25 protein-coding genes and 3 pseudogenes are annotated in these 24,288 nt (G+C 70.6%); 21 read left to right on the top strand and 7 right to left on the bottom strand.

Features of this window, described 5'->3' with window-relative positions; all coding sequences use genetic code 11:
* Positions 1–263 precede the first annotated feature (263 nt).
* The 4 genes and pseudogenes from ACGFIQ_RS18675 to ACGFIQ_RS18660 all read left to right on the top strand — a co-directional run.
* Positions 264–575, top strand: coding sequence for a MazG-like family protein (locus ACGFIQ_RS18675; RefSeq protein WP_393245065.1), 312 nt, complete (start codon positions 264–266; stop codon positions 573–575).
* Between the two features lie 799 nt (positions 576–1,374).
* The gene (locus ACGFIQ_RS18670) at positions 1,375–1,935 is read left to right on the top strand and encodes a hypothetical protein (RefSeq protein ID WP_393245063.1); all 561 of its coding nucleotides are present in this window, start codon (positions 1,375–1,377) and stop codon (positions 1,933–1,935) included.
* 341 nt (positions 1,936–2,276) lie between these two features.
* Positions 2,277–3,251: a pirin family protein gene (locus ACGFIQ_RS18665; protein ID WP_393245061.1), complete on the top strand. Its 975-nt coding sequence runs from the start codon at positions 2,277–2,279 to the stop codon at positions 3,249–3,251.
* Between the two features lie 118 nt (positions 3,252–3,369).
* A pseudogene (locus ACGFIQ_RS18660) lies at positions 3,370–3,987 on the top strand (IS5 family transposase); the annotation flags it as partial.
* A gap of 20 nt (positions 3,988–4,007) precedes the next feature.
* Here ACGFIQ_RS18660 and ACGFIQ_RS18655 read toward each other — a convergent pair.
* Complete coding sequence (locus tag ACGFIQ_RS18655) at positions 4,008–5,249, bottom strand: IS110 family transposase (protein WP_393245059.1); 1,242 nt, start codon at positions 5,247–5,249, stop codon at positions 4,008–4,010.
* A gap of 338 nt (positions 5,250–5,587) precedes the next feature.
* Here ACGFIQ_RS18655 and ACGFIQ_RS18650 point away from each other — a divergent pair.
* Both ACGFIQ_RS18650 and ACGFIQ_RS18645 read left to right on the top strand, forming a co-directional pair.
* Positions 5,588–5,863 (top strand): annotated as a pseudogene (locus ACGFIQ_RS18650) (transposase); the annotation flags it as partial.
* Positions 5,864–5,980: 117 nt separating this feature from the next.
* Entirely contained in the window at positions 5,981–6,649 is a 669-nt protein-coding gene (locus ACGFIQ_RS18645; RefSeq protein ID WP_393245057.1) for a hypothetical protein, read from the top strand.
* Between the two features lie 235 nt (positions 6,650–6,884).
* Here the strand turns inward: ACGFIQ_RS18645 and ACGFIQ_RS18640 are convergent, their stop codons facing one another.
* Both ACGFIQ_RS18640 and ACGFIQ_RS18635 read right to left on the bottom strand, forming a co-directional pair.
* Complete coding sequence (locus tag ACGFIQ_RS18640; RefSeq protein WP_393245055.1) at positions 6,885–7,559, bottom strand: DUF1345 domain-containing protein; 675 nt, start codon at positions 7,557–7,559, stop codon at positions 6,885–6,887.
* A gap of 42 nt (positions 7,560–7,601) precedes the next feature.
* Positions 7,602–7,874, bottom strand: coding sequence for a DUF2795 domain-containing protein (locus ACGFIQ_RS18635; RefSeq protein WP_393245053.1), 273 nt, complete (start codon positions 7,872–7,874; stop codon positions 7,602–7,604).
* A 157-nt stretch (positions 7,875–8,031) separates the two neighbouring features.
* On the opposite strand from ACGFIQ_RS18635, the gene ACGFIQ_RS18630 reads away from it, so the two are divergent.
* From ACGFIQ_RS18630 to ACGFIQ_RS18610, 5 genes are all read left to right on the top strand, one after another.
* Entirely contained in the window at positions 8,032–8,442 is a 411-nt protein-coding gene (locus tag ACGFIQ_RS18630) for a DUF2267 domain-containing protein (RefSeq protein ID WP_393245051.1), read from the top strand.
* A gap of 206 nt (positions 8,443–8,648) precedes the next feature.
* Complete coding sequence (locus ACGFIQ_RS18625; RefSeq protein ID WP_393245049.1) at positions 8,649–9,674, top strand: TerC/Alx family metal homeostasis membrane protein; 1,026 nt, start codon at positions 8,649–8,651, stop codon at positions 9,672–9,674.
* Between the two features lie 76 nt (positions 9,675–9,750).
* A complete protein-coding gene (locus ACGFIQ_RS18620) occupies positions 9,751–10,350 on the top strand; it encodes a sulfite oxidase-like oxidoreductase (protein WP_357080493.1) in 600 nt (199 codons plus the stop codon).
* Positions 10,351–10,357: 7 nt separating this feature from the next.
* Positions 10,358–11,122, top strand: a complete 765-nt coding sequence (locus ACGFIQ_RS18615) for a ferredoxin reductase (RefSeq protein WP_393245456.1) — start codon at positions 10,358–10,360, stop codon at positions 11,120–11,122.
* 34 nt (positions 11,123–11,156) lie between these two features.
* Positions 11,157–11,450: a DUF6510 family protein gene (locus ACGFIQ_RS18610; protein ID WP_357080490.1), complete on the top strand. Its 294-nt coding sequence runs from the start codon at positions 11,157–11,159 to the stop codon at positions 11,448–11,450.
* An 18-nt stretch (positions 11,451–11,468) separates the two neighbouring features.
* Here the strand turns inward: ACGFIQ_RS18610 and ACGFIQ_RS18605 are convergent, their stop codons facing one another.
* Entirely contained in the window at positions 11,469–11,723 is a 255-nt protein-coding gene (locus ACGFIQ_RS18605) for a hypothetical protein (RefSeq protein WP_393245046.1), read from the bottom strand.
* Positions 11,644–11,889 (bottom strand): annotated as a pseudogene (locus ACGFIQ_RS18600) (MBL fold metallo-hydrolase); the annotation flags it as partial. The pseudogene ACGFIQ_RS18600 and the gene ACGFIQ_RS18605, both read right to left, overlap by 80 nt.
* Between ACGFIQ_RS18600 and ACGFIQ_RS18595 the strand changes: the two are divergent.
* Positions 11,808–12,038: a TetR-like C-terminal domain-containing protein gene (locus ACGFIQ_RS18595; RefSeq protein ID WP_393245454.1), complete on the top strand. Its 231-nt coding sequence runs from the start codon at positions 11,808–11,810 to the stop codon at positions 12,036–12,038. The pseudogene ACGFIQ_RS18600 and the gene ACGFIQ_RS18595 sit on opposite strands and share 82 nt — an antisense overlap.
* A 62-nt stretch (positions 12,039–12,100) precedes the next feature.
* Here the strand turns inward: ACGFIQ_RS18595 and ACGFIQ_RS18590 are convergent, their stop codons facing one another.
* Entirely contained in the window at positions 12,101–12,850 is a 750-nt protein-coding gene (locus tag ACGFIQ_RS18590; RefSeq protein ID WP_393245044.1) for an SDR family oxidoreductase, read from the bottom strand.
* 152 nt (positions 12,851–13,002) lie between these two features.
* Here ACGFIQ_RS18590 and ACGFIQ_RS18585 point away from each other — a divergent pair, with 152 nt between their 5' ends.
* Positions 13,003–13,611: a TetR/AcrR family transcriptional regulator gene (locus tag ACGFIQ_RS18585; protein WP_393245042.1), complete on the top strand. Its 609-nt coding sequence runs from the start codon at positions 13,003–13,005 to the stop codon at positions 13,609–13,611.
* A 131-nt stretch (positions 13,612–13,742) separates the two neighbouring features.
* Positions 13,743–14,468: a VOC family protein gene (locus tag ACGFIQ_RS18580; protein WP_393245040.1), complete on the top strand. Its 726-nt coding sequence runs from the start codon at positions 13,743–13,745 to the stop codon at positions 14,466–14,468.
* Positions 14,469–14,532: 64 nt separating this feature from the next.
* Here the strand turns inward: ACGFIQ_RS18580 and ACGFIQ_RS18575 are convergent, their stop codons facing one another.
* Positions 14,533–15,207 (bottom strand): NAD(P)-dependent oxidoreductase, encoded by a 675-nt coding sequence (locus tag ACGFIQ_RS18575; RefSeq protein ID WP_393245038.1) that lies wholly within the window; start codon positions 15,205–15,207, stop codon positions 14,533–14,535.
* Between the two features lie 94 nt (positions 15,208–15,301).
* Between ACGFIQ_RS18575 and ACGFIQ_RS18570 the strand changes: the two genes are divergently transcribed.
* The 7 genes from ACGFIQ_RS18570 (at position 15,302) to ACGFIQ_RS18540 (ending at position 24,275) form a co-directional block, all read left to right on the top strand.
* Positions 15,302–15,694 (top strand): winged helix-turn-helix transcriptional regulator, encoded by a 393-nt coding sequence (locus ACGFIQ_RS18570; RefSeq protein WP_393245036.1) that lies wholly within the window; start codon positions 15,302–15,304, stop codon positions 15,692–15,694.
* Positions 15,691–16,218 (top strand): GNAT family N-acetyltransferase, encoded by a 528-nt coding sequence (locus tag ACGFIQ_RS18565; protein WP_393245034.1) that lies wholly within the window; start codon positions 15,691–15,693, stop codon positions 16,216–16,218. The genes ACGFIQ_RS18570 and ACGFIQ_RS18565 overlap by 4 nt, the downstream gene beginning before the upstream one ends.
* Before the next feature lie 116 nt (positions 16,219–16,334).
* Positions 16,335–18,008: a serine protease gene (locus tag ACGFIQ_RS18560; protein WP_393245032.1), complete on the top strand. Its 1,674-nt coding sequence runs from the start codon at positions 16,335–16,337 to the stop codon at positions 18,006–18,008.
* Positions 18,005–20,281, top strand: coding sequence for a tetratricopeptide repeat protein (locus ACGFIQ_RS18555; RefSeq protein ID WP_393245030.1), 2,277 nt, complete (start codon positions 18,005–18,007; stop codon positions 20,279–20,281). The genes ACGFIQ_RS18560 and ACGFIQ_RS18555 overlap by 4 nt, the downstream gene beginning before the upstream one ends.
* Positions 20,282–20,311: 30 nt before the next feature.
* Complete coding sequence (locus tag ACGFIQ_RS18550; RefSeq protein ID WP_393245028.1) at positions 20,312–21,736, top strand: VWA domain-containing protein; 1,425 nt, start codon at positions 20,312–20,314, stop codon at positions 21,734–21,736.
* Positions 21,733–22,881 (top strand): hypothetical protein, encoded by a 1,149-nt coding sequence (locus tag ACGFIQ_RS18545; RefSeq protein WP_393245026.1) that lies wholly within the window; start codon positions 21,733–21,735, stop codon positions 22,879–22,881. Before ACGFIQ_RS18550 ends, ACGFIQ_RS18545 begins: the two co-directional genes overlap by 4 nt.
* A gap of 2 nt (positions 22,882–22,883) precedes the next feature.
* Entirely contained in the window at positions 22,884–24,275 is a 1,392-nt protein-coding gene (locus ACGFIQ_RS18540; RefSeq protein ID WP_393245024.1) for an ABC transporter substrate-binding protein, read from the top strand.
* Positions 24,276–24,288 lie beyond the last annotated feature (13 nt).

Here is a 24,288-nt window from a genome sequence, read left to right as displayed (position 1 = left end):
CGGGACGGCTGCCTACCGGCCGGTAGCGTCCTGAACCTAGGGCGGCCGTCGACAGGTGTCAATGGCTACGCTGACCGGCTGGTCAAGCCTGACTGTCCGGCCGATCAGACCCTGCACGTACGCCCCGGCGTACGGCTCTCCGCGTCCCGTCCGTGCTCCACCGCCACCCCCTGGCCCCTGGTGGCGGGTTGTCGCGTTCCTTGCCGCTCGACGGGTGCACCCGGTGGCCCGAGCCGGCGGGCCGGTCGGGTTGACTGGTCGGCGTGGACGAGTTGATCTGGGAGGCGGCCCGGGCGTCGCGCAACTGGTTGGACGGGGCGAACGGCACCGGGCAGACCGAACTGACCTGCCGCATCCTCAAGGTGACCGAGGAAGCGGGGGAGGCGTCGGCCGCCTGGATCGGGGTGCTCGGGCAGAATCCTCGCAAAGGCGTCACGCACACCCGCGAGGACGTTGCGGCGGAGCTGGCCGATGTCGCGTTCACGGCGTTGGTGGCCATCGAGAGCCTGGGACTGGACGCGCAGACCGTCCTGGACGCCTGCGCTGCCAAGGTGCGCTCCCGCCTCACCGGCTGAAAATCGCTCCGGCTTCTTCCGGCGAACGTGCCGATGCGCCCCGCGCGCCCGTCCGGTCGCGCGTCCGCGCCCCGCCGTGGTTGATCCACTCGACTTTCAGGAAGTCGCGGGTTCCAACTCGGTGCGACGCCCCGTTTTTCAGAAAGCCGAGTCGATCATCGCGTCACCCTCGTCGATCATGAGGTTGACGGGAGACTTGATCTCTGCTGGGCCGGCCAGCCTCATGATCGACGGGCGGGCCCGGTGCGCTTGTTCGCTTTGGGGTTTTTGGTGTGTGACCTGTCGCATCCGTGGGCCGGAATCGTGGCCGGGCCGGGGTCGTTACACACCCTGACGATCGCAGCACCACCTGCCGCCCGCCCGACCCGCAAGGGGTTGGGATGCGGGTCCCGCAGGTCGGAATGCCGACCCGGGCCCGGTCGTTACAGTCCCCGGGAACGACCGCAGGCACCGCCCCGACGAGGGTGCCGCGCGATGGGCCAACCCCGGAATGACCCCGGCCCGCCGGTCGTTGCAGTCCCGACGAACGACCGCACCGCCCCGACGAGGGTGCCGGCAGGTGGGCCAACCCGGAATGACCCCGGCCCCCCGGTCGTTACACCTGGACCCCGGCGCCACGAGCCCCCGCTCGCAGGCCGCCGACCCCCGACGCCCGCAGCGATCCCCGCCCGCAGGCGCCAACCCCTCCAGACTTTTCCCTCTCTGTTTGTGCAGCGCCGGACGAGGTGCTCACACCCGCCGTGACCGTTCCCCCGATCGGTGCCGCAGCGGGTGTTCTACCCCTGAAGGAGCTACCCCCATGAACACGATCATGCGTAAGAGTGTCCTGTCCGTTGCTGGTCTCGCGTTCGCCGGTGGTGTGTTCGCCGGTCCGATCGCCGCGCACGCCAACCCGGTCGACGCCAAGCCCGTCGCGGCGGCTGTGCAGAGCACCGCCCCGAAGCCGCAGGGTGAGCAGTCCCGGATCACCCTCAACGACGAGCAGACCGCCAACGTCAAGGCGATCATCGCCGCCACGAAGAAGGCCGGCCTGCCCGAGCGCGCCGCGGTCATCTCCATCGCGACGAGCCTGCAGGAGTCGAAGCTGGAGAACCTGGGTCACCTGGGCGACGCCAACGACCACGACTCGCTGGGCCTGTTCCAGCAGCGCCCGTCCAGCGGTTGGGGCACCCCGGAGCAGATCACCGACCCCGCCTACTCCACCACCGCGTTCCTCAAGGGCCTCAAGCAGGTCGACGGCTGGCAGGACATGCCGCTGACCGAGGCCGCGCAGACCGTCCAGGTCTCCGCCTACCCCGACGCCTACGCCCAGTGGGAGCAGCAGGCCACCGACCTCGTCGGCCAGTACTGGAACAGCTGACCCACCACACGACAGCGCTACCGCAGGACCGCAGCCAGCACCACCGCAGGACACCGACCGGTGGCCGGCACCCCGTAACTCGGGTGCCGGCCACCGGCGTTTCCCGGCTGGTCGGCGTCCGCACATGAATCGTGGGGTGCGCGACACGGACTGCCGGCATGCCGGGGAGGTGACTGCCCGGCCCGGTTCGCGGTCGCTCGGAGATCTGGGACAGTGTCCGTTCTCGCGACAGGGTGATCCGGGGCCATCAGGTCACGGGCACGAACGCGGTCCGGCTCTCGGTAAGCCCCCTGACCAGGAAGCGCTGCGGCGGCGGGTGGGCGTGCGCGTACAGTCGGGCGGTGGAGCGTACCGAATCAATGCTGGCGCAGACCCGCCCACCTGGCGTGGCCGACGTGGATCCCGGCAGTGTGCTGTTGCCCGGCCACGACGTGCCGTTGGGTCGGTACACCACCGTGCGGAGGTTGCTGCCGCAGCGGGCCCGCCGGATGGTCGGCGCCTGGTGTTTCGTGGACCATTTTGGCCCCGACGACGTGGCGCAGCGCCCCGGCATGGAGGTGCCGCCGCACCCGCACACCGGCCTGCAGACGGTGACCTGGCTGCTCGACGGTGAGATCCTGCACCGTGACAGCATCGGCAACGTCCAGCCGATCCGGCCCGGTCAACTGAACGTGATGACCTCGGGGAACGGCATCGCCCACTCCGAGCGGTCACCGGCCGTCCATCCGCCGGTGATGCACGGCGTGCAGCTCTGGGTGGCGCTGCCGGACCCGGCGCGGGCCGGGGCCGCCGACTTCGCGCACCACGCCGACCTGCCGCGTTGGCGCGACGGCGATCTGGATCTCACCCTGTTGGTCGGCGAACTCGCCGGGCAGCGGTCACCGGCGGTGGTGCACACCCCGCTGGTCGGCGTGCAGGTCGAGCTGCGCGGCGAGGCGCCGACGACGCTGGCGCTGCGGCCCGATTTCGAGTACGCCGTGCTCGCGATGTCTGGTTCCGCCGAGGCCGCCGGGGTCGGGTTCGAGCCGGGGGCGCTGCTCTACCTGGGTTCGGGCCGCCACGAGCTGACCGTGCGGGGCGGGGCCGGGGCGCGGTTGCTGCTGCTGGGCGGTACGCCGTTCGAGGAGCCGCTGGTGATGTGGTGGAACTTCGTCGGCCGCTCGCACGAGGAGATCGCCGCCGCCCGGGAGGACTGGATGGCGGGGGACGGACGCTTCGGTGTGGTCGCCGACGATTCGGCGCCGCCGCTGCCAGCCCCCGCCCTACCCACCACCCGACTCAAGGCCCGCGACCGCACAGGCACCCTGCACGGCTAAGGCGTGTTTTAGAAGTCGTGGTGGCCGGTGAAGGTCGCGGCGTGGCGGTGATCGACAACTGAAGAGGTCTCCGGTATCTGGTTCTGCGACCAAGCAAGAACTTCATACCGGAGACCTCGTGGCCACCTTAGCGGTGACGAGGCGGCACGACCTGACCGACGCTCAGTGGCAGCGGCTCGCCGCGCTGCTGCCTGCCGTGTCGGTGAAGGGTCGTCCGCCGAAGTGGGAGAAACGGCAGCTCATCGACGGGATCAGGTGGCGGATCCGGATCGGGTCGCCGTGGCGTGACGTCCCGGCCGAGTACGGACCATGGCAGACGCTCTACGGCCTGTTTCGTCGTTGGCAGCGCGATGGAACCTGGGACAAGATCCTGGCCGCGTCACAGGCCACCGGCGATGCGCAAGGCCGGATCACCTGGACGGTCAGCGTGGACTCGATGACCAGCCGCGCCCACCAACACGCCGCCGGCGCCCGCAGAGACGGCCACTTGCAGAAAGAGCCACCCGGCGGCGTGCACGACGAACCCGCCGATCACGGCCTCGGACGATCTCGCGGCGGTCTGACCACCAAGACGCATCTGGCCTGTGAGCAGGGACAGAAGGTCCTATCGATGGTCGTGACCGCCGGGCATCGTGGTGACAGCCCGCAGTTCATCCCGGTCCTGCGCCGTATCAAGGTGACCCGTCTCGGAGTAGGCCGGCCCCGCACCTGCCCCGACCTGGTCCTGGCCGACAAGACATCCCACGCAATTTGGTGTCAAGCTGCGGTGGGTAGCTGTTGTGGTTGGGGTGGGGTGAAGGCGGTTGTCTCCTGGTAGAGCTGTCGGGTTTGCAGGCAGTGGTGAAGGCAGCCAAGGAGCCGGTTGGACAGGTGGCGCAGGGCGGCGGTGTGGCCGTCGCCGGCGGTTCGTCGGCGTTGGTAATGAGCGTGGGCGCCGGGGGAGGCGGTGAGGGCGGAGAAGGCCCAGAGATGGCTGGCGTGGGCGAGGCGCTGATTTTTCACTCGTCGGTGCATGACGATCAGGCTCTTGCCGGAGGAGCGGGTGATCGGGGCGGAACCGGCATACGATTTCAGTGCTCGTGTATCAGCGAAGCGGGATCGGTCATCTCCGATCTCGGCGAGTGCCCGGGCGCCGACGAGTCGACCGAGGCCTGCGAAGCTGGTGATGATCTCGGCGTCCGGGTGTTGATCAAAAGACTGTTCTGCGGCCGTGGCCAGGTCTTCGGCGTTGAGGCAGGCGGTGTCCAAGGCGCGCAGTAGGGCCAGGGCTTGTCGTCCCATGGCCTGCTCGACCAGGGGTGGCTGGTGCAGGGTTGCGGTGGTCAGGGCCTGGTGCAGTCGGTCAGCTTCGGCTGTGACGCCTCGTTGCCGGCCGGCTCGTCGTAGGGCGTCGGCGAGGTCGTCGGGGGTCAGTGTCGCTGCCTGGGTGGGGGTGGGCGCTGTGGCGAGTACGGCGCGGGCTTCGGGGCGGGTGATCCCGCCGCGGGCGTCGCGGAAGGCCAGCAGGAACGTCGGGTAGTACTCGCGCAGCAGTGAGCGCAGTTTGTTGTGGGCTTGGGTTCGATCCCATACGGCGTCTTGTTGCGCACGGGCGAGAACTGCGATCGCCTGGACCAGTTCGGAGTCGTTGGGCAGCGGCCGGTGCACGGCCATGTCGGTGCGCAGAATGTTGGCCAGGACCACCGCGTCGACATGGTCGGACTTGGTGCGTGAGACGGTATATCGGTCTCGGTAACGAGCGACCGCGACCGGGTTGATCGCGTAGATCTGCCGACCGGTCGCCCGCAGGCAAGCCACCAGCAAACCCCGGGAGGTCTCGATCGCCACGGGGATCGGCTGTTGCGGGTTGTCACCGGCGTCGGCGAGCAGGTCGATCAGCTGCCGGTAACCGGCCGCGTCATCACCGATTCTCAGCCGTGCGACCAACCCGCCGCTGTCGTCGACGATCGCGACGTCGTGGTGTTCCTCGGCCCAGTCAATTCCGCAGTAAACAGTCATAGGCATCAACCCCCTCGTAGGCGATATCTGAGATTCGGGCGGGCCTGCCACGATCACGCCGCGACCTAATGAAAGGACTCTCGGTCCACCATCCCACCAGCGTTGAAGTGACCGTGGACGCCCGCGTGGCCCTCCACCGTTGTCGAAGGATTCGATGATCCAGGCCTGTCCAGAGGTGGCCCACGCGAGCGGCTCAAGCAAGTGACTACCACTGCACAAGGGCCGGTCTTGCCAGGACCCGCCGTGTCGGATCGGTCTTGTCGAAGCGCTCACCGCGCGGGCTACAACGCGAGATCTCCGAACGAGCCGGGCAAGACCAGCCCTTGCATGCTCATTAGGCCTACACCAGCCGCGGTAATCGCGCCTACCTGCGCAAGCGTGGAATCAAGGCGTGCATCCCGAGCAAGAAAGACCAGGACGCCCACCGCAAAGCCAAAGGCAGCCGCGGCGGACGCCCGCCGAAGTTCGACCGAGACCTCTACCGGATGCGACACGCCGTCGAGAACGGCATCAACAGACTCAAGCGCCACCGCGGCGTGGCCACCCGCTACGACAAGTTAGCCGTCCGGTTCCAGGCCATCCTGACCATCACCATCATCTGCGAATGGCTCTGACCCGACTTATGAAACACGCCTTAAACCCACCCAAGCCCGGCACCCCACCAGACCGCGCCCCAACAGCCCCGGGGTGGGGACTGGGTGTGGGGGTTGGTGGTGTGGGTAGGCGTCGGGATGGCGACCACTCTGATGACGCCCGTGGCGGACCGGAAGCGCCTGGCACGCCGGCTCGCCGGTAGTGGGCGGGGCTTCGCTGAGCAGTACGGCTTCCGGGTGACCAACAATCCGGCGAGCCTGTTCCAGGTGCTCTACCTGGCGGTGTTGCTGGCCCGCCGGGGTGACTTCCGCCGGGCGTTGGACGGGGCGCGGGCGGTGCGCGACGAGGGATGGGACAGCGCCGCCCGGTTGGCGCGTTCGCTGCACGAGGACCGGGTGCGGGTGCTGCGTGCCAGCGGTCAGCGTGGCGACGTGGACGCGTTGGCCGACGTGTTGGGCGACCTGGCGCGCACGGTGGTCGAGAGGTACCGGGGCGACCTGCGGCGTCTGCGGGCGGTGGCGCGGCACGATCCGGTCCGGGAGCGGGCGCTGCTCGCCGAGCTTCCGGGTGTGGACGGGCAGGTCGTGGAGCTGTTTCTCCGGGAGGTGCAGGCGTTGTGGCGGGAGGTGGCCCCGGTGGCCGATCGCCGGGCGTTGGCCGCCGCCCGCCGGCTCGGGCTGGGTCGGTCGGCGGACGACCTGGCGGGCCTGGCCAGTGGCGAGTCGGAGCAGCTGGCCTGGCTGGTGGGGGCGCTGGCCCGGGTCGACCTGGAGCACCGGTACGCGGAGGTGACGGGTCGGCCATGACGTGCCCTGCCCCACACTTCGTCAAATTCTGACCAAACGGGGGATGTTCTGTCGTATGGTTGGACCCGGCAGTGCTGGCCGCTCGGTTCGAGCGGGCATCCACCGCCTGGTGACCGCGACCGGTTCGGACGTGGTTCACCGCCTGGGCAGGCTTGCGTGGCGCCCTGGGTCGCGGTTCGTGACCAGGGGCGCCCGCCTGTCCCGGCCCTTCCTCCCTGTGCCGTCCCGCATTCGTTCAGCGGGCCAGACCGGCCAGCAGGTTCACGGTCACGGCGATGATGAAGGCGCCGAACAGGTACGACACCATCGAGTGCCGCAGCACCGTGCGGCGCATCTCGTTGCTTGTCAGGTTGGTGTCGGAGATCTGGAACGTCGTCCCGATCGTGAACGCGACGTACGCGAAGTCGGAGTAGCACGGCGGGTCGGGTTGGTTGAAGTTCACCCCGCCGTCCGGGCCCGTGTAGTAGATCCGGGCGTACCGGGCGGCGAACACGGTGTGCACCACGAACCAGGAGAGCACCACGCTGAGCACGCCCAGGCCGCCGTGTGCTTCCCGGCCGAGGCCGGGTGGCGCGCTCTGGGCGCTGGCCACCACCAGTCCCACGGCGAGCAGGCTGGCCAGGCAGGCGACGAGCAGCAGCGCGTCCCGGATCGCCCGGTTCGGGTCCTCGTGTACGGCCAGCCGGGCGGTCCGCTCGGCGTCCATCGGCCAGAGCTTGCGCCAGACCAGCGTGAGCCAGCTCAGTGCGCCCACGTCCCAGCCGGCGAGCGCGGCGAGCGGCAGCGGCAGCAGCAGCGCGAAGAGGCAACCGGCGATGACACCGACCACCGCCACCACGGCGAGCTGCACGGCGGCCGGGAAGCGCATGTCGGGCGGCCGGGAGGGCGGGCGCGAGGGCGGCCGGGTCAACGGTGAACTCCGTGTGCCGCAGCCGTGGCCGCCACCGCCGGGTCAGATGCCGCGTAGGTGCTGCGAGACCCGGTTGTGCGTCTTGTCCCGGGCCTGCTCGGCCCGCTGGGCGGGGCCCACCTCGGGCGCGGCCTCGATGCCGGCCGACCGGGCCACCTCGGTGCCGTTGGCGTAGTCCACCGGTGGCAGGGCCCGCAACGCCTTCAGCACGTCCGGCGGGGCACCCTCTCGTTCGGCCTCGCGGACCACGTCGCTCTTCCCGGCCGGGTAGTCCAGGCTCGACAGGTACTGCAGGACGTCGGCGTAGCTCGCCATGGCGTGGGCTCCCTCGGGCATCGATGTGGTCACGACCGGCGGCGGTTACCCGCCCGCCGGACGGTCACGCCCACCCCGGGGAGAAATGCCGGCGCCGTTTCCCCTCGGCCGCCGCGGGTACCCGCAGGCGCCGACGCGAGCCTCAAGGGAGTACGCGATGAACTACGACACCTTCATCGACCAGGTTTCCCAGCGCACCGCGACGTCGTCCGAGCGGGCGGTCGAGCTGACCCGGGCCGTGTTGGAGACGTTCGCCGAGCGGCTGACCGGCGGTGAGGTTCTGGACCTCGCGGCCCAGCTGCCCCAACCGTTGCAGCTCGTGCTCAGGCCGAGCCCGAGCACCGAGCAGGCGGACCGGTTCGGTGCGGCCGAGTTCGTCGCCCGGGTGGCGTTGCGCGCACGCGTGCCGGAGCCGGCCGCCCGGGATGCCACGCGGGCGGTCTTCACCACGTTGCGCGAGGCGATCACCGGTGGTGAGTTCGACGACGTGGCCACGCAACTGCCGCGTGACTATCGGGGCCTGGTGGAGCAGGCGATGGCCCCGGGGGCGACGCTGCGCCGCGCCTGACCGGGGCACACACAGCGGTTTACCAGGGCAACCATCGATGTCCCGCTTGGCATGGCGATTCGGCAGGGCCTAACCTTGTCGTGCGAGGGGAGTACTTCCCACGAACCATTCCGGTCAGTACGGCGCGCCCGGCGCGCCTCGGGTGGTTGCCCATCAGGTGATGGGTGAAGGAGACCTCGAACATGACGGTGTTCGAGGAGACCCCAATGAGTGACGTGTCATATCTGTCTGCCGCCAGTGACCTGGCGTCGGTGGGCACGCCCACGCTGTGGGCGGTGACCATCGTCGGTGTGCTCCTGCTGTTGGTGCTGGACTTCCTGGTCACCCGTCGCCCGCACGAGGTGTCCATGCGGGAGGCCATCGGCTGGTCGGCGTTCTACATCGCCCTGCCGCTGGCGTTCGGCGGGTGGCTCTGGTCCCGCTACGGCTCCGACCAGGGCGTGGAGTACCTGACCGGTTACCTGGTGGAGAAGTCGCTCTCGGTCGACAACCTCTTCGTCTTCATGCTGCTGCTTGCCGCGTTCGCGGTGCCGGCGGTGCTCGCCCAGCGGGTGCTGCTCTACGGCATCGCCGGCGCGCTGGTGCTGCGGGCCGTCTTCATCGCCCTCGGCGCGGCGGCGTTGCAGACCCTCGACTTCGCGTTCCTGCTCTTCGCGATCATCCTCATCGCCACGGCGGTGAAGCTGCTGCGCGACGCCGTGTCCGGGCACGAGCAGGAAGTCGACATCAACAAGATGCGCTCGGTGCGGCTGCTGCGCAAGGTCATGCCGGTGGTCGACGAGTACCACGGCACCCGGATGACCGTCCGGCAGGGCGCGAAGCGGGCACTCACCCCGTTCGCCCTGGTGGTGGTGGCGGTGCTGGCCACCGACATCGTCTTCGCGGTCGACTCGGTGCCGGCGGTCTACGGCATCACCGAGGACCCGTACCTGGTCTTCGCCACCAACGCGTTCGCCCTGCTCGGCCTGCGGGCGCTCTACTTCGTCCTGCACGCGGCCCTGAGCCGGTTGGTGCACCTCAGCTACGGTCTTGCCGTCATCCTGGCGTTCATCGGCCTCAAGCTGGGTCTGCACTGGGCACACGGCATCTGGGACAGCGTGTGGGAGATTCCCACCGAGATCTCACTCGGCGTGATCATCGGCGTCCTGGCAGTGGTCACCGTGACCAGCCTGCGCGCCACCCGGGGCGGCGACGTGCCCGAGGACCGCGAGGTCGTCACCGAGCGGCGCTGACCGCGCCACGCCGCGCCGACCGGGAGGTACGCCGGAAAGCTCCCGTCCGGGCCGGCGCGGGTGGTACGACTGTGCCATGGGAATCGTGTCACCGGGCTTTCAGGGTCGGCCCCGAACGCAGGAGCCGGCCCTGCCACCCGGTCAGTACCTGACCGAGGACTTCCCGGTGCTCTCGGCCGGCCCGACACCCCGGGTCTCCCTGGACACCTGGGAGTTCGTCATCAGCGCCGAGAACGGCAGCGAGCACCGGTGGTCGTGGCAGGAGCTGATGGCCCTGCCGCAGGAGACGCCGATGGTGGACATCCACTGCGTCACCCGCTGGTCCAAGCTCGGCACCACCTGGCAGGGCGTCTCGCTGGACACGCTGCTCGACGGTGTCGACACCGGAGCGCACTTCGCGCTGGCGCACTCCTACGGCGGGTACACCACCAACCTGCCGCTGGACGACCTGCGCGGCGGTCGGGCCTGGGTGGCGCACACCTTCGACGGTGCGCCACTGCCCGCCGAGCACGGTGGGCCGGCACGGCTGCTGGTGCCGCACCTCTACTTCTGGAAGTCCGCCAAGTGGGTCCGCGGCCTCCGGCTCAAGACGATGGACGAGCCCGGTTTCTGGGAGACCGCCGGCTACCACGACTACGGCGACCCGTGGCGCGAACAGCGGTACCAGGGTGACTGAGCGCGCCGTGGCGACGAGCACGCCGGCCCGGGCGCCCAACAAGTGGCACGTCAGTCGGTTGGTGGAGCGCCGGGTGGAGACACCGACCGCGCAGACCCTGGTGCTGGAGGTGCCGGACTGGCCGGGGCACCTGCCGGGGCAGCACGTCGACGTGCGGCTCACCGCGCCGGACGGTTACCAGGCGGCCCGGTCGTACTCGATCGCCGGGCCGGTGGTGGACGGCCCGGGTGGGCCGCGCATCGAGGTGACCGTGCAGCGGGTGCCCGATGGCGAGGTGTCCCCGTACCTCATCGATGTCTTCGCCGACGGCGACCCGGTGGAGGTCCGCGGACCGCTTGGTGGCTGGTTCATCTGGCGGCCCGAGGAGACCGCGCCGGTGCAGCTGGTCGCCGGTGGTTCCGGCATCGTGCCGCTGATGGCGATGATCCGAGCCCGGCGGGCCACCGGCAGCAAGGCGCCGTTCCGGCTGATCTACTCGGTGCGGACGCCGGGCGACGTGATCTACGCCGACGAGCTGCGCCGCCGGGTCCGCGACGACTTCGGCCTGGACATCGCGTACGTCTACACCCGTGAGGCGCCCGAGGGCTGGCGCGGTGAGCCGCACCGGATCGGGCTGGCCGACGTCAACACGCACGGCTGGCCGCCGGACCTGGAACCGCTCACCTACGTGTGCGGCCCGACCGCGTTCGTGGAGACCGTGGCCGACCTGCTGGTGGGGCTGGGTCACCCGTCGCGGCGGGTCAAGACCGAACGCTTCGGCCCCACCGGCTGACCGCCGCCCGCTCCCGTACCGCCGAGGAGATCCGATGACCGAGATGTCGTACCTGGACGGCAACATGCTCGACGGCCCGATGCGTGAGCTGTTCACCGTCGACCTGAGCACCGCGATGGGCCGCTGCGAAAACTGCGGGACGACCGGCTCGATGGCCAGCCTGCACGTCTACTCGCACGCCCCGGGCCTGGTCGCCCGCTGCCCGTCCTGCGAGGCGGTGATGCTGCGACTGGTCCGCGGACCGGACCGGGCCTGGCTGGACCTGCGCGGCACCACGTTCCTCCAGGTGCCGATGCCGATGGAACAGCCGTTCCCCAGCCCGCTCTGACGGGCCCGCCCGGCGGGGTCAGGCACTGGCGACGGTCCTGATCGCGCGGACCGCCTCGGCGACACCACCGGACCACGGCGTGCCGTGGCCCGGTAGCACCCACGATGCCTGGACGTCCTCCAGGTGGCGCAGCGACGCCAGCGCCTGGAGGGGGTCGTCGGTGAAGGGCGCGGGCGGCGTCCGCCTCGTGCACGTGGATCGGCACACCGTGGTCGCGTCGGAGCCGTTCGGCGAACCCGAGGTGGTCGGTGTCGCCGTGGGTGAGGACGACACCGCGGATGTCGTCCACCGAGCGGCCCAGGTGCGACAGCTCGGCCAGCAACTCGCGCCAGTGCCCGGCCAGGCCGGCGTCGATCACTGTCACACCCTCGTCGGTGTCGACGAGGTAGACGGCCACGATGTCGTTGCCGATGTGGCGCAGGTGCGGGCCGAGCCTCATCGCGCGCCCTGGACGCCGCACGTACGCTCACCGCCTGGGCGAACGGGTTCGTCAGCATGGAGCTGGCCGGCGCCTTCAAGCTGGGCGGCGACGTCGACCAGGCGTACGAGTTCGGCATCGCCCGCCTCGCCGACGCCCTCGCCCGATGAGCACCGGTCGCTGGCGGGGCACGCCGCCCTGACGGATCAAACCGGCCCGCGCAGCGCTTCGGTCAGATCTGGTTCGCGCCGCCGTCGACGAAGATCTCGCCGCCGGTCATGAAGCTGCTCTGGTCGGTGGCCAGGAACAGCGCGGCGTTCGCGATCTCCTCCGGCTGGCCCATCCGGCCCATCGGCACGGTGGAGGTGAGCGTCTGCACCAGCGCGGTGGCCTCCTGCGGGCTGGCGGCCAGCCCGGTGATGCCCGGAGTCTCGGTCGGGCCCGGGACGAGGGTGTTGACCCGGATTCGGCGGTCGGTCAGCTCGGCGGCCCAGGTGCGACCGAACGAGCGGATGGCGGCCTTGGAGGCGGCGTAGACGCCGAAGGCGGGGGTGCCCTTCGTCGCCGCGGTCGAGCCGGTCAGGATGATCGACGCGCCGTCGTTGAGCACCGGCAGGGCCTTCTGGACGGTGAACATGGTGCCGCGCACGTTGCGGTCGAAGGCGTCCGCGTAGTGCTCGACGGTGATGGCGCCCAGGGCGGCGAACTCCCCTCCGCCGGCGTTGGCGAACAGCACGTCCAGGCCGGCGCCATGGGCCGTGATCGCCGCGAAGACGCGGTCGAGGTCGTCGAGGTCGCTCACGTCGCTGCGAATTCCCGTGGCGTTCGGACCGATGGCCCGCACGGCCTCGTCCAACTGCTGCTGGCGGCGGCCGGTGACGAAGACGTGCGCTCCCTCGGCCGCGAAGCGGCGGGCCGTGGCCAGGCCGATGCCGGTGGTGCCGCCGGTGACCAGGGCGGTCTTGCCGTTGAGCTGAGCCATGACGCGTACTCCTCGGGGTTGGTTGTTCTCGTCGCTGTTCTGTACCGCTCGGTACGAAACGAAACCTAGCAGGGTCCGTCGCCATTCCCCAAACTTCTGTACCGATCGGTTTCGCCTGGCGGTAGAGTGGGTGCGACGAGAGGGCGGAGGGCATGACCCAAACCGGACGACCGCGTGGTTTCGACACCGACGACGCCCTGGACCGGGCGATGGAGGTGTTCTGGCGGCACGGCTACGAGGGCGCCTCGCTGACCGAGCTCACCGCTGCCATGGGCATCAACAAGCCAAGCCTCTACGCGGCCTTCGGCAACAAGGAGGGCCTGTTCCGCAGGGTGGTGGCCCGCTACGCGGACGTCGAGATGGCGTACGCGCGCGACGCGTTGGACCAGCCCACCGCCCGGGACGTGGCGGCCGTGCTGCTCCGGGAGAACGCGGTGGCGCTGACCCGACCCGACCGTCCCGCCGGTTGTCTCTCCATCCAGGGCGCCACCGCCTGCAGCACCGACAACGCGGCCATCGCCGACTTCCTGGCGGCCAGCCGGCTGACCGGCGAGAATGCGCTGGCCGCCCGTTTCGTCCGCGCCGTCGACGAGGGTGACCTCCCACCGGAGGTCGATCCCACCGCCCTGGCCCGCTTCCTCAGCGTCGTCACCGAGGGTCAGGCCGTGCACGCGGCGGCCGGTGCACCGCGCGGCCATCTGGAACAGTCGGCCGAGATCGCCCTGAACGCCTTCATCGCGGTGGCGTATCCCGTTCGCTGACCGGAGCGCGACATCCCCGCCGCGCGCCCGTCGCCGTGCCGGAAACTCGGGTGCGGGTGACCCGGCTCTTCCCTAGGCTTCCGCGTCAACGGCCGGCACGGCATCCGGTCCGAAGGGGAGACGACGTAGCGATGACGGCACACCTGTTCGCGATCACCTTCGACGCGCGCCAGCCCCTGCGACTCGCGGGGTTCTGGGCGGGGCTCCTCGGTCGGGAGATGGTCGACGACCCACACGACGGCGTCCTGGTCCTACCGACCACCGACACCGAGTTCCGGATCCGCTTCGCCCCGAACGAGCAGCCCAAGGTCGTCCAGAACCGGATGCACTTCGACCTGACGAGCAGCTCGCTGGAGGACCAGCGGCGGTCGGTGGCCCGGGCACTGGAGCTCGGCGGGCGACACATCGACATCGGTCAGGACCCGGCCGACGATCACGTGGTGCTCGCCGACCCCGAGGGCAACGAGTTCGACGTGATCGGGCCGGGCAACAGGTTCCTCGCCGGCTGCGGGCCGATCGGCGCACTCGCCTGCGACGGCTCGGCGAAGGTCGGTTACTTCTGGAGCGCGGCGCTGGGGTGGCCGCTGGTCTGGGACCAGGACGAGGAGACCGCGATCCAGTCACCGCACGGCGGTACGAAGATCTCGTGGGGCGGTCCGCCGTACATGCCGAACGGGGGCCGGGACCGGGTGCGGTTCGACATCGCCCCGGCCGCCGACGTCGACCGGCGGGCGGAGATCGACCGTCTGGTCTCGCTCGGAGCGACGGTCGTCGACGCCGACCCGGGCGATGCCGGCGGTCGGGTGCTGATGGCCGACCCGGACGACGGGGAGTTCTGGCTCCTGACGCCCCGCTGACGGGCCGCGAGCCCGCGAGCGCGGTCCCCGGGCTGCCACCCCGCGTGGGCCGCGACGGCGTACGTCAGTCGAAGACCGAGACGCGGGTGCGGTGGTGCCGGGGGGTTTCGATCTCGTCGATCACCGCGACCGCGAGGTCGGCGTACGACAGGGTCGTGGATCCCGACGGGGGGACCGAGTCCCCGCCGACCTGGTACCGGCCCAGTCGGGGGCCCGCCGCGTCCAGCATCGCCGGTGGGGTGAGCATGAGCCAGTCGACAGCGGTGTCCGCCGCGCGGAGGCGGTCCAGGCCGGCGGTGTGCGACAGGGCGAACGGGCGCAGGTGGCTCGGGAACGCCGCGGGGTCGTCCAGGATCAGGCGGCCGTGCTCGTCGCGGAGGTTGGCGAAGAGTCCGATGAGGACGAGGCGACGCACTCCGGCCTCGGCCAGTCCGTGCAGGAGCGCGTCGACGGCGTTGACGTAGAACTGGTCGTCGAGGCGGCCGAGGGCGGCCAGGGCCTCGGGTCCGGACGCGGGGCTGACCGTGCTGACCACGGCGTCGTGACCACGGGAGACGGTGGACGTGGAGCGCGGGTCGGTGACGTCGCCCCGCACCACCGTGACGCCGTCCGTACCGATGTCGCCTGTCGTGTCCGGATTCCGGACGACGGCGGTGACCCGGTGTCCACGGGCGCGCGCCTCGGCGGTGATGGCCCGTCCCGCTCTGCCGCCCGCCCCGAAGATGGCAATGCTGCTCATGGATCCGTCCCTTGTGTGGCTGCCGGTGTGGACCCCAGGGACGGTATCTACGAGATACTGGTTACTGCAAAGGAACTGGGATAGGTTGGGGCATATGGTGACGGATCTGGATCCCGAGATGTTCGATCCGATGTGCCCGTCCGGTGCCATGCCATTCCAGATCGGTGACAAGTGGACCGGAATGGTGGTGCTCTGTCTGCAGAACGGGCCGCGTCGCTTCACCGAGATCCGGGTGCCCCTTCGCGCCGTCACGCCGAAGGTGCTGACGCAGACCCTGCGGGCGATGGAACGCGACGGGCTGGTGCTGCGCACCGCGTACCCGGAGAATCCGCCCCGCGTCGAGTACGAGCTCACCGAGTTGGGGCGCACCCTGTTGACGCTGATCGAGGCGGCGCGGGCCTGGAGCAGGGATCATCTCCCCGCCCTGCTCAGGGCTCGGGAGGAGTGGGCAGGAGCGGCACCGACCGGTCAGCGTGGTCGGCCGTGAGATACCTGCGTACCGGTGGTCCGGCCGCGATCCGGCGGCCCCGGCCCACCGACTCCGACGAGTTCGTCGCCGCCGCGCGGCGCAGTCGGGACCTGCACCACCCGTGGCTGGTCGCGCCTTCCAGCCCGCAGGAGTACGACCGCTACCTGCGGCGGATCCGTCGCCGGGACAGTGCCGGTTACCTGATCTGTGACCGGGCCAGCGGTGCGATCGCCGGCTACGTGAACATCAGCGGGATCGTGCTGGGCGCGCTGCGCGGCGGTTACCTGGGCTATGCGGCGTTCCAGCCGTACAGCGGGACCGGGCACGCCTCGGCGGGTGTCGCGCTGGTGCTCGACCACGCGTTCCACGCGGTCGGGTTGCACCGGCTGGAGGCCAACATCCAACCGGGCAACGAACCATCCCGCCGGCTCGCCCGCAGGCTCGGTTTCCGGTTGGAGGGCTTCTCGCCGGACTATCTGTTCATCGACGGCGCCTGGCGCGACCACGAGCGCTGGGCGATCACTGCACCGAACGTGTCCTGACGGCTGCCGGTAGGCCGGCGAGCTGGATAGAATAACCGCCCGCGATGCCACCAAACCGGGACAGAGGCGACGACGCGGGTCAACGGATATGATCCGTCTCCATTACCCTCAGCGAAGTGGCGGTCAGTCCTGGCAACGAGCGGTGGCTGGTCCGTGTCCGTAGTACACACGGCGACGTTCTGGGCGCCGGGTTGGCACTGGATGCTCGCCGCGTCCTGACCTGCGCACACGTCGTCAGCAACGGCGGCGAGAGCGAGTCGTCCAGCAGCGAGCCGTCCCGGGAGGTCCTCGTCGACCTCGTGGGCCAGCCGGTCAGCCGGACGGTGCCGGCCCGGGTCGTGCCCGGCTGCTGGTGGCCACCCACCCCCGACGAACGCGACGACATCGCGGTGCTCGAACTCGACGAGCCGATGTCGCAGGGCCCGTTCGCACCGCTGCGCCGCACGAAGACCATGGACCGCCGCGTCTTCATGTACGGCTTCCCGGCGACAGTCGTGCACGGCGTGCGCGTCGACGCCACACTCAAGGGCCGTTCCGGGGCGGGATGGGAACGGATCCAGATGGTCTCCGGGGCGGCCGAGCTGCGGGTCAGCCGCGGCTTCAGCGGCACGGCGGTGGTCGACGCGCAGACCGGAAACGTCGTCGGGATGGTGGCCAGCACGTACGAGGTCGGCGACCGCGACGGGGATGTGGTCGGCGCCGGCCAGGGCAGCGGCCTCTCCTGGATGATTCCGGTCGAGACGATCCTGAACCGTCTGCCGTGGCTTCGTGCCCAGGTGCCCGGTGAATCGTCGATCGACCCGCGTCTGCGGTCAACCGCCGGCACGCCGGCAAACCAGACAGTCCTCCGCCAACTCGCGGGCTTCTTCGGCCGCCTCTCGCCCGACAACGTGCTGGTCATCGTCGTCAACCACCGCGAGTCCGACGTGGCCGAGGCGGTGCGCCAGGCCGCCGTGCTCTCCAGTCGGGAGCTTCGATCGTCGAACGACCCGGATCAGGTCCCGGATGCTCCGCCGATCGGCAGCATCGACCTCGCGGTGGACGCGACGAACAGAAGCACGAAGGACGTGTCCCAGCGGATCGCCGACTGGTCCGGCGAACCCACCGTCGTGACCACGACGCCGGACAACGACCGGGCCGTCGAGACGACGCCGCGCTCGATCATCATCAACAACATCGACGAGGCCGCCGAGCCTGAGACGCTGCTGTCCGAGGTGGTGCTTCCCCTGGTCGACCAGGCCCCCACCCGGGATCTGCGGATGCTGCTGACCTTCCGGGGGGAGTCGATCCCGCTGCGCACCACACTGCTGGCACGTCGCGTCGCCAGCCTCCAGGCCACCGAGGAGGCCGCCCGCCGGGCATACCGCAGGGCCGCCGCCGTGGTCGCCGACGTGCCCCGGCCGCAACCCAAGGCGATCGAGCTGCGCATCCAGCTGACCAAGCTGCGGGCCGCTGCCGCCGCCACCGACGGCGACACCCTGGCCGCCCTGCTCGCCTCGACCGAGCGGGCCACCGACCGGGCGCTGCGCAAGGCCGAGTCGACCCGACGGGAGATCGTGGCGCGGGAGGATCTCTGGTCCGAGCTGCGCGGACGGCTGGGCGCCTATCGCGCCAGGGCCGTGCAACACGGGTTCGCCGAGGACGCCGTTCTCGGCACGTCGTACCGCGGCGCGCACGACCTGCTCATGGCCGCGCCGTGCGATCTGGTGACCGCCGAGGCGGCGGTCCACGAGTACACCGAGGCGGTCGCACGCCGGGTTGGTGGCCAACACGGCGGGGGTGGGTCGTGACACCATGCAACTGGCCGGGCTGCACCGGCACCGTCGACGAGACCGGCTTCTGCGACGTCTGCGGGTTGGCGCCGCTGCCAGACACCACCAAGCCGGCCTCCACACCGTCCCGGTCCACCGGTCGAGACATCTGGACGGTGGCCAGCCTCGTCTCGCTGCCGGTGCTGACCTTCTCGCCCGACGGTGCCGCCACCGAGCCACTGCGGGTGCCCGAGGAGTTCCGCTTCTGCCCCAGGGGTCACCCGGTCGGTCGGACCCGGGGCGGTCGACCCGGTCGGGACAGCGGGTTCTGCCCCTACTGCCCGACCCCGACGCCGTTCAACTTCCGTCCCGGCCTGCAACCGGGTGATCTTGTCGCCGATCGGTACGAGGTGCTCCGCTGTGTGGCACGTGGCGGCCAGGGCTGGGTCTATCTCGCTCACGACACCCACAACGACCACGTCGACGTCGCGCTGAAGGGTGTGCTGCACGCCGCCGACGAGGCTTCTCTGCGGGCCGCAGTCGAGGAACGACGGTTCCTCAACGCGCTGGACCACCCGAACATCGTGCGGAGCATCGACTTCGCCACCCACGACGACCCGGTCGCCGGCCCCACCGGTTACATCGTGATGGACTACCTCGACGGCATGTCGCTGCGCAGGTTGCAGGTCGCCGCGAAGGACCCTCGACAGCCGGACGTCTCGCTGCCGATCGACCACATCCTCGCCTATGGTCACGAGATCCTGGCCGCACTCGACTACCTGCACCGGCGCGGGCTGCTCTACACGGACATGAAGCCCGACAACGTGATGCGCACCGCCGACCGGATCAAGGTGATCGACCTGGGCGGGGTCCGCAAGGTCGACAGTGGGAGCGAGGGGGTCGTCCACTCCGTCGACTTCTCCGTCAGCAAGGCCGAATACCAGGAACGGGGGCCGACCGAACGCTCCGACCTGTTCGCCCTCGGCCGCACCCTGGAGGAGCTGTACCGGTCCCGCACGCCCGGCCCGGACATCCCCGGCGCCGCCCCGGACGCTCTCGGCATCGAGTCGTTCAACCGGCTCGTCGCCCGCGCGATCCGTCCGGACTGGGACCGACGGTTCGCCTCCGCCACCGAGATGTCCGAGCAACTCCTCGGCGTGTTACGGGAGATCCTGGCGGGCCAACCGGACCGGCGTCAGCCCGAGCCGATCTCGCTCTTCCAACCCTCCGCCCGGCTGCTGGACGCGGGGCTCGGGCTGGTCCTACCACTGCGTACCTGGATCGACACGGTCGACGGCACCGTGCTGGACGACGGCCGTCCCGCCTCCGTCGACGTGGCCCTCGGCCTGGCGGTGCCCCGACCCGACCCGGAGGATCCGGCCGTCGACGTGCTGCGCACTGTTGACGCGTCGGACGCCCAGGCCCTGCTGGGTGAGCTCGCGATGGTCGAGCAGACGTCTGTGGAGATCGAGCTGAGCAGGTGCCGGGCGCACCTCGCACTGGCCGATCCCGCCGCGGCGGCCGCGGCGCTGTCCGACGCCGAAACGTTGACCGGCGCCCAGACCGACGCGGACTGGCGGATCGCCTGGCACCGCGGGCTGCTCGCGCTCGCCGCCGACCGGATCGACGAGGCGGGGCAGCAGTTCGACGCGGTCTACAGCGACATCCCGGGTGAGGTCGCTCCGAAGCTCGCCCTCGGCTACTGCGCCGAGCGGGGCGGCGACCACGTGCGGGCGGCCCGCTACTACGCGGCGGTCTGGCAGCGAGATCCCTTCCAGGCCAGTGCCGCGTTCGGGCTGGCCCGGCTCCGCCTGGCGGCGACCGAGCGGGCCGGGGCTGTCGCCGTACTCGACGAGGTGCCGGCGCTCTCCCGGCACCACGACGCCGCCCGGATTGCCGCGGTGCGGGTGCTGTCGTCCCGGTTGCCCGGCGGGCCACCCACCGCCGGTGAGCTCAACCAGGCCGTGCACCGGCTGGCCGCGCTGGATCTCGACGGTGCGGCGCGCGATCGGCTGACCACCGCGATTCGGGAAATGGCGCTCGACCTGGCCCGTTCCGGAGACGCCGCCGACCTGACCGGCGGCCCGGTGCTGGGCGAGCCGCCGACCGAACGCGCCATCCGCGCGCTGCTGGAGCGGTCCTACCGCGCCCTGGGCCAGCAGGCGCAACACGCCGCATTTCCCGACCTGCTGCCGGCGGCGCGCTCGACCCGCTTTCGGTGGGCTGGTCGCACCGACGATGTTGGCCGTCGCGCTGCCCACGACCTGCTCGTCGACCGGGCGAACGCCGTCCGGCCCCGCACCCGATGGTGACCGAGCCGACCCGGAACGGAGCGTGAATCGGTGGAGACCGCCATGCAGTTCAGCCTGGAAGCCAACCAGAACAAGTATCTGCGCGTGGGCGGCCGGGAGCTGCACGCCGTGCTCTCGGTAACCGGACAGGGCACGACGGCCGAGGACGACACGCCGGCCCGCTCGGATCCGTCCCGGCTGGTCGAGGTGCTGGTGATCGACTGCTCCGGGTCGATGGCGGACCCACCGACCAAGATGGCGGCGGCGCAGCAGGCCGCCGCCGCGGCCATCAACGCGCTGCCGGACGGTGTCCGCTTCGCGGTGATCCAGGGGACCCACGAGGCCACGATGGTCTACCCGGCGACTCGGACGCTCGCGACCGCCGGGTCGGCCACCCGGAAGGAGGCCAGAGCCGCCGTGGCCCGCCTCGGCGCCAGCGGCGGGACGGCGATGGGCAGTTGGCTGGCGGCGGCCCGGGACCTGCTTCCGCCGTCGTCGACGATCAACCACGTGCTGCTGCTCACCGACGGCATCAACCAGCACGAGACCGCGGACGCCCTGGAGCGCGTGCTGCGTGGCTGCGCCGGACGGTTCGTCTGCGACCCGCGAGGCATCGGGGAGGGCTGGCACCCGGCGGATCTGCTCCGGATCGCCGCCGCGCTCAACGGCACCGCCGAGGCGGTCCGGCGGCCGGCCGAGCTGGCGGCGAGCTTCCGGGAGTCGGTTCTCGCCGCGCTCACCAAGCTCCTGCCGGACGTACGGATCCGGCTGCGGACCCTGCCGTACGCGGAGCTGGTGTTCTTCAAACAGACAAGTCCCACCATTCAGGACCTCACCGAGTACGCCGAGAGGGTCGACGAGCGAACGTGGGGGTTCGCCACCGGCTCGTGGGGTGCGCAGCGCAGGGATTATCACCTCTGCCTGCGCGTCGAGGCACCCGACGACGTCCTGGAACAGGACCGGTTGGCCGCCCGGGTCGACCTCGTGGTCGACGGGGAGGTGCGGGCCGCCACCGCGACCATCCTCGTCAACTGGACCGCCGACATGGCCAAGTCCTCCCGCATCGACCTCAGCGTCTCGCAGGTGACCGGCCAGGAGGACGTCCGGCGGGCCATCAACGCCGGCTGCGACGCGCTCGACCGGGGTGACCGGATCGAGGCACACGCCCAGTTGGCACAGGCGGTGGCGCTGGCGACGGCGACACGGGACGAGGCCGCCCTGGAGCAACTGCGGCACCTGGTGGACATCGAGCCCAACGGCCTGGTCCGGCTCCGGGAAAACCTCAGCCAGACCGACATCAAGGTCAGCATCGTCGACTCGGTGCAGAACCCGCTGCCACCGCCGGTGCCACGAGTGCCGGCCGTCGCGGACGTGATCTGCGGTGTCTGTCTGGAGACGTCGCCGCCCGGCGCGGCCCGTTGTGAGGAGTGCGGCACCCCGTTCGACGGAGACCCGGCGACGGGAGTGCGGGTATGACGGTGGACACGCGGACGCCGCCGCGGGTCAGCACCACCCGGCAGACCCTCGTGCGTCTGCGGGGGTGGCTGCTCGGCGTCACCGCGGTCACCCTGGCGACCAGCCTGGCGGTCTTCCTCGGTGTCGCCGGTAGTGCCGACGCGGCCGCGCAGCGGTCCGTGCCGGCGATCCTCGCCAGTTACGACGCACAGGACGCGCTGCGCAACGCGCACCTCGCGGCTGTGGAGAATCTCGGCAAGGGCGGTGTCGTCCTCGGCGGCCCCGGGGCGGATTACCAGCGTCAGATCGCCGCCGCAGGCCAATATCTCACCCTCCTGGCGGAGAACAACGCGGCCGGTGCGGAGGGCACCCAGGACATCCAGACGATCGAGGCGCTGCTGGTGACCTACACCGGGATCATCGGCCAGGCCGACGCGCGCTTCCGGGACGCCGACCTGGGGGCGCTCGGGGTGGCCGCGCTCCGGGACGCGGCGAGCCTGTTGAACGACATTCTGGTCCGGCTGCAAGATCTGCGGGGCAAACAACTGCTCGCCCTGGACGACCAGGTGGACAACACCTGGACCGACACGCTGACCGTGGCCGTCTGGCTGCTGCCGCTGGTCGCGCTCGGCGTGCTGCTGGTGCGGGCACAGGTGTATCTGACCCGCCGTTTCCGCCGGACGGTGAACGTCCCCCTGCTGTTGGCCACTGTCGCGGCGGTCGGGATGGTGGCCCTCACCGCGCTGAGCCTCTGGTCCGCGGACAGGCTGGACCAGGCCCGCGCGGGGGTCGACGTTGTCGACGGCAGCCGGCGGGCGCAGCTCATGGACGTGGGTTTCCTTGCCGCCGACGGCCTCGTGGGTCAGGTGGAGGCGCAGTGTGGCAGGACGGCCTGCGCCGACACCATCGCCGAACTGAGCAGCCCGTTCCCGTCCCCGTCCCCGTCCCCGTCTCCGACTTCGGGGGCCGCTGCAACCGACACCGGGACCGACGCCGCCCTTACCGACGGTGCCGCCGTGGCGGCCGACAAGGCCATCATGGAGGATGCCGGCGGCGCGGCCCGGAGCTACGGCGGCGAACTGCTGTTGCCCGTGCTCGCCCTCACCATCGCGGGGCTGGTCCTGTGGGGCTTCCAGCTCCGCCTGGCGGAATACGGAGAGCGGTGACCATGAGGCGCAGCGCACGGATTGCCCGGACGGCGGTGGCGATGGTCGCGGTGCTGCTCGCTGGCGTCGCGCTCAACGGTTGCTCTGCCGAGCCGACCGAGGAGCTGACGGTCTTCGGCTCGTGGACCGACGCCGAAGGGAGGTCGTTCCAGAAGGTGCTTGACGACTTCCAGCTCAGGTACGGCATTCGAACCCGTTACCAGGGGCACCGGGATGTCAGCCAGGTGCTCCAGGTGGCGATCGAGCGAGGCCGTCCGCCCGACGTCGCGGTCCTGCCCCGCGTCAACGACCTGCAGCGGTACGTCAATGCCGGTCAGTTGGCGCCGCTGGAGGGCGCGGTCACGACCGACCCGGGTTCCGCTCCGCAGCTGATCAAGCTCGCCCCCAAGGTCGGATCCGCCGGCACGCGCAACGGCAGTGAACTGCCCTACGCGGTCGCGATCGCCACCCACCTGAAGAGCGTGGTCTGGTACGACCCGGCCCAGTTGCGGAAGTTCGGCCAGGATCCGCCACGGACCTGGAACGAGCTGGTCAGCCTGACCCAGCGCAAGGTCGGTGGCCAACAGGTGCGCTGGTGCCTGGCCATGAGTTCCCAGTCGGTCTCCGGTTGGCCGGGCACCGACTGGATCGAGGACATCCTCCTGCACCAGTTCGGCCAGGCCTTCTACGAGCAGTGGACGCGCGGTGACCTTTCCTGGGACTCCCCGCAGGTGAAGGGTTCCTGGGAGACCTGGGGTTCCCTGCTGCGGGCCTCGTCGGAGGGGACGGCCCGAGCCAGCCTCTACACCACCTTCCAGACGGCGGCGAAGGGCCTGTTCGTTGCGCGCGCGGAGGCGACGGAGCCCGACTCGCGGGGGTGTCACCTGGACCACCAGGCGTCCTTCGCGATCCGCGAGTACCGGCTGCACCTGCCCGAAACGTCCAGCCCGGCGCCTGCTCCACAGTTCACCTTCTTCCCCACACCGTCGATCGGGCCGACGGACACGTCGGCGCTGCGTGAGGTCTCCGACGACGTCGCGGTCATGTTCCGTGACCCCAAGGCCACCAAGGACACCGAGCGGGCCCGGAAGCTGATGAGCTACCTCGCGTCCGAGCAGGCCCAGACGGTCTGGCGTCGGCAAACCCAGGATCTGGCCTTCAGTCGGCGCGGCGAGGCGCCCGAATACCAGGACGGGATCCTGGCGGCGGTCGCGCAGCGGCTGCGTACCGGCACCCTGTGCTGGGACGGCTCGGACCTGATGCCGGCTGCGATGGCCACGGCGTTCGAGCGGGCGGTCCTGGTCTACCTGGAAGCACCGGAGCGCCTGGACAGTCTGCTGGCCGAGCTCGACACCATCAGAAAGACGGGGCCCAGGGCCGAGTGGCTGGATCTCACGTGTGTGCCGCCCGCCTAGGAAGAGGACGTGA

Source organism: Micromonospora sp. NPDC048898 (assembly GCF_043198035.1).
Taxonomy (GTDB): Bacteria; Actinomycetota; Actinomycetes; order Mycobacteriales; family Micromonosporaceae; genus Micromonospora.
This window is presented reverse-complemented; position numbering and strand designations above follow the sequence as displayed.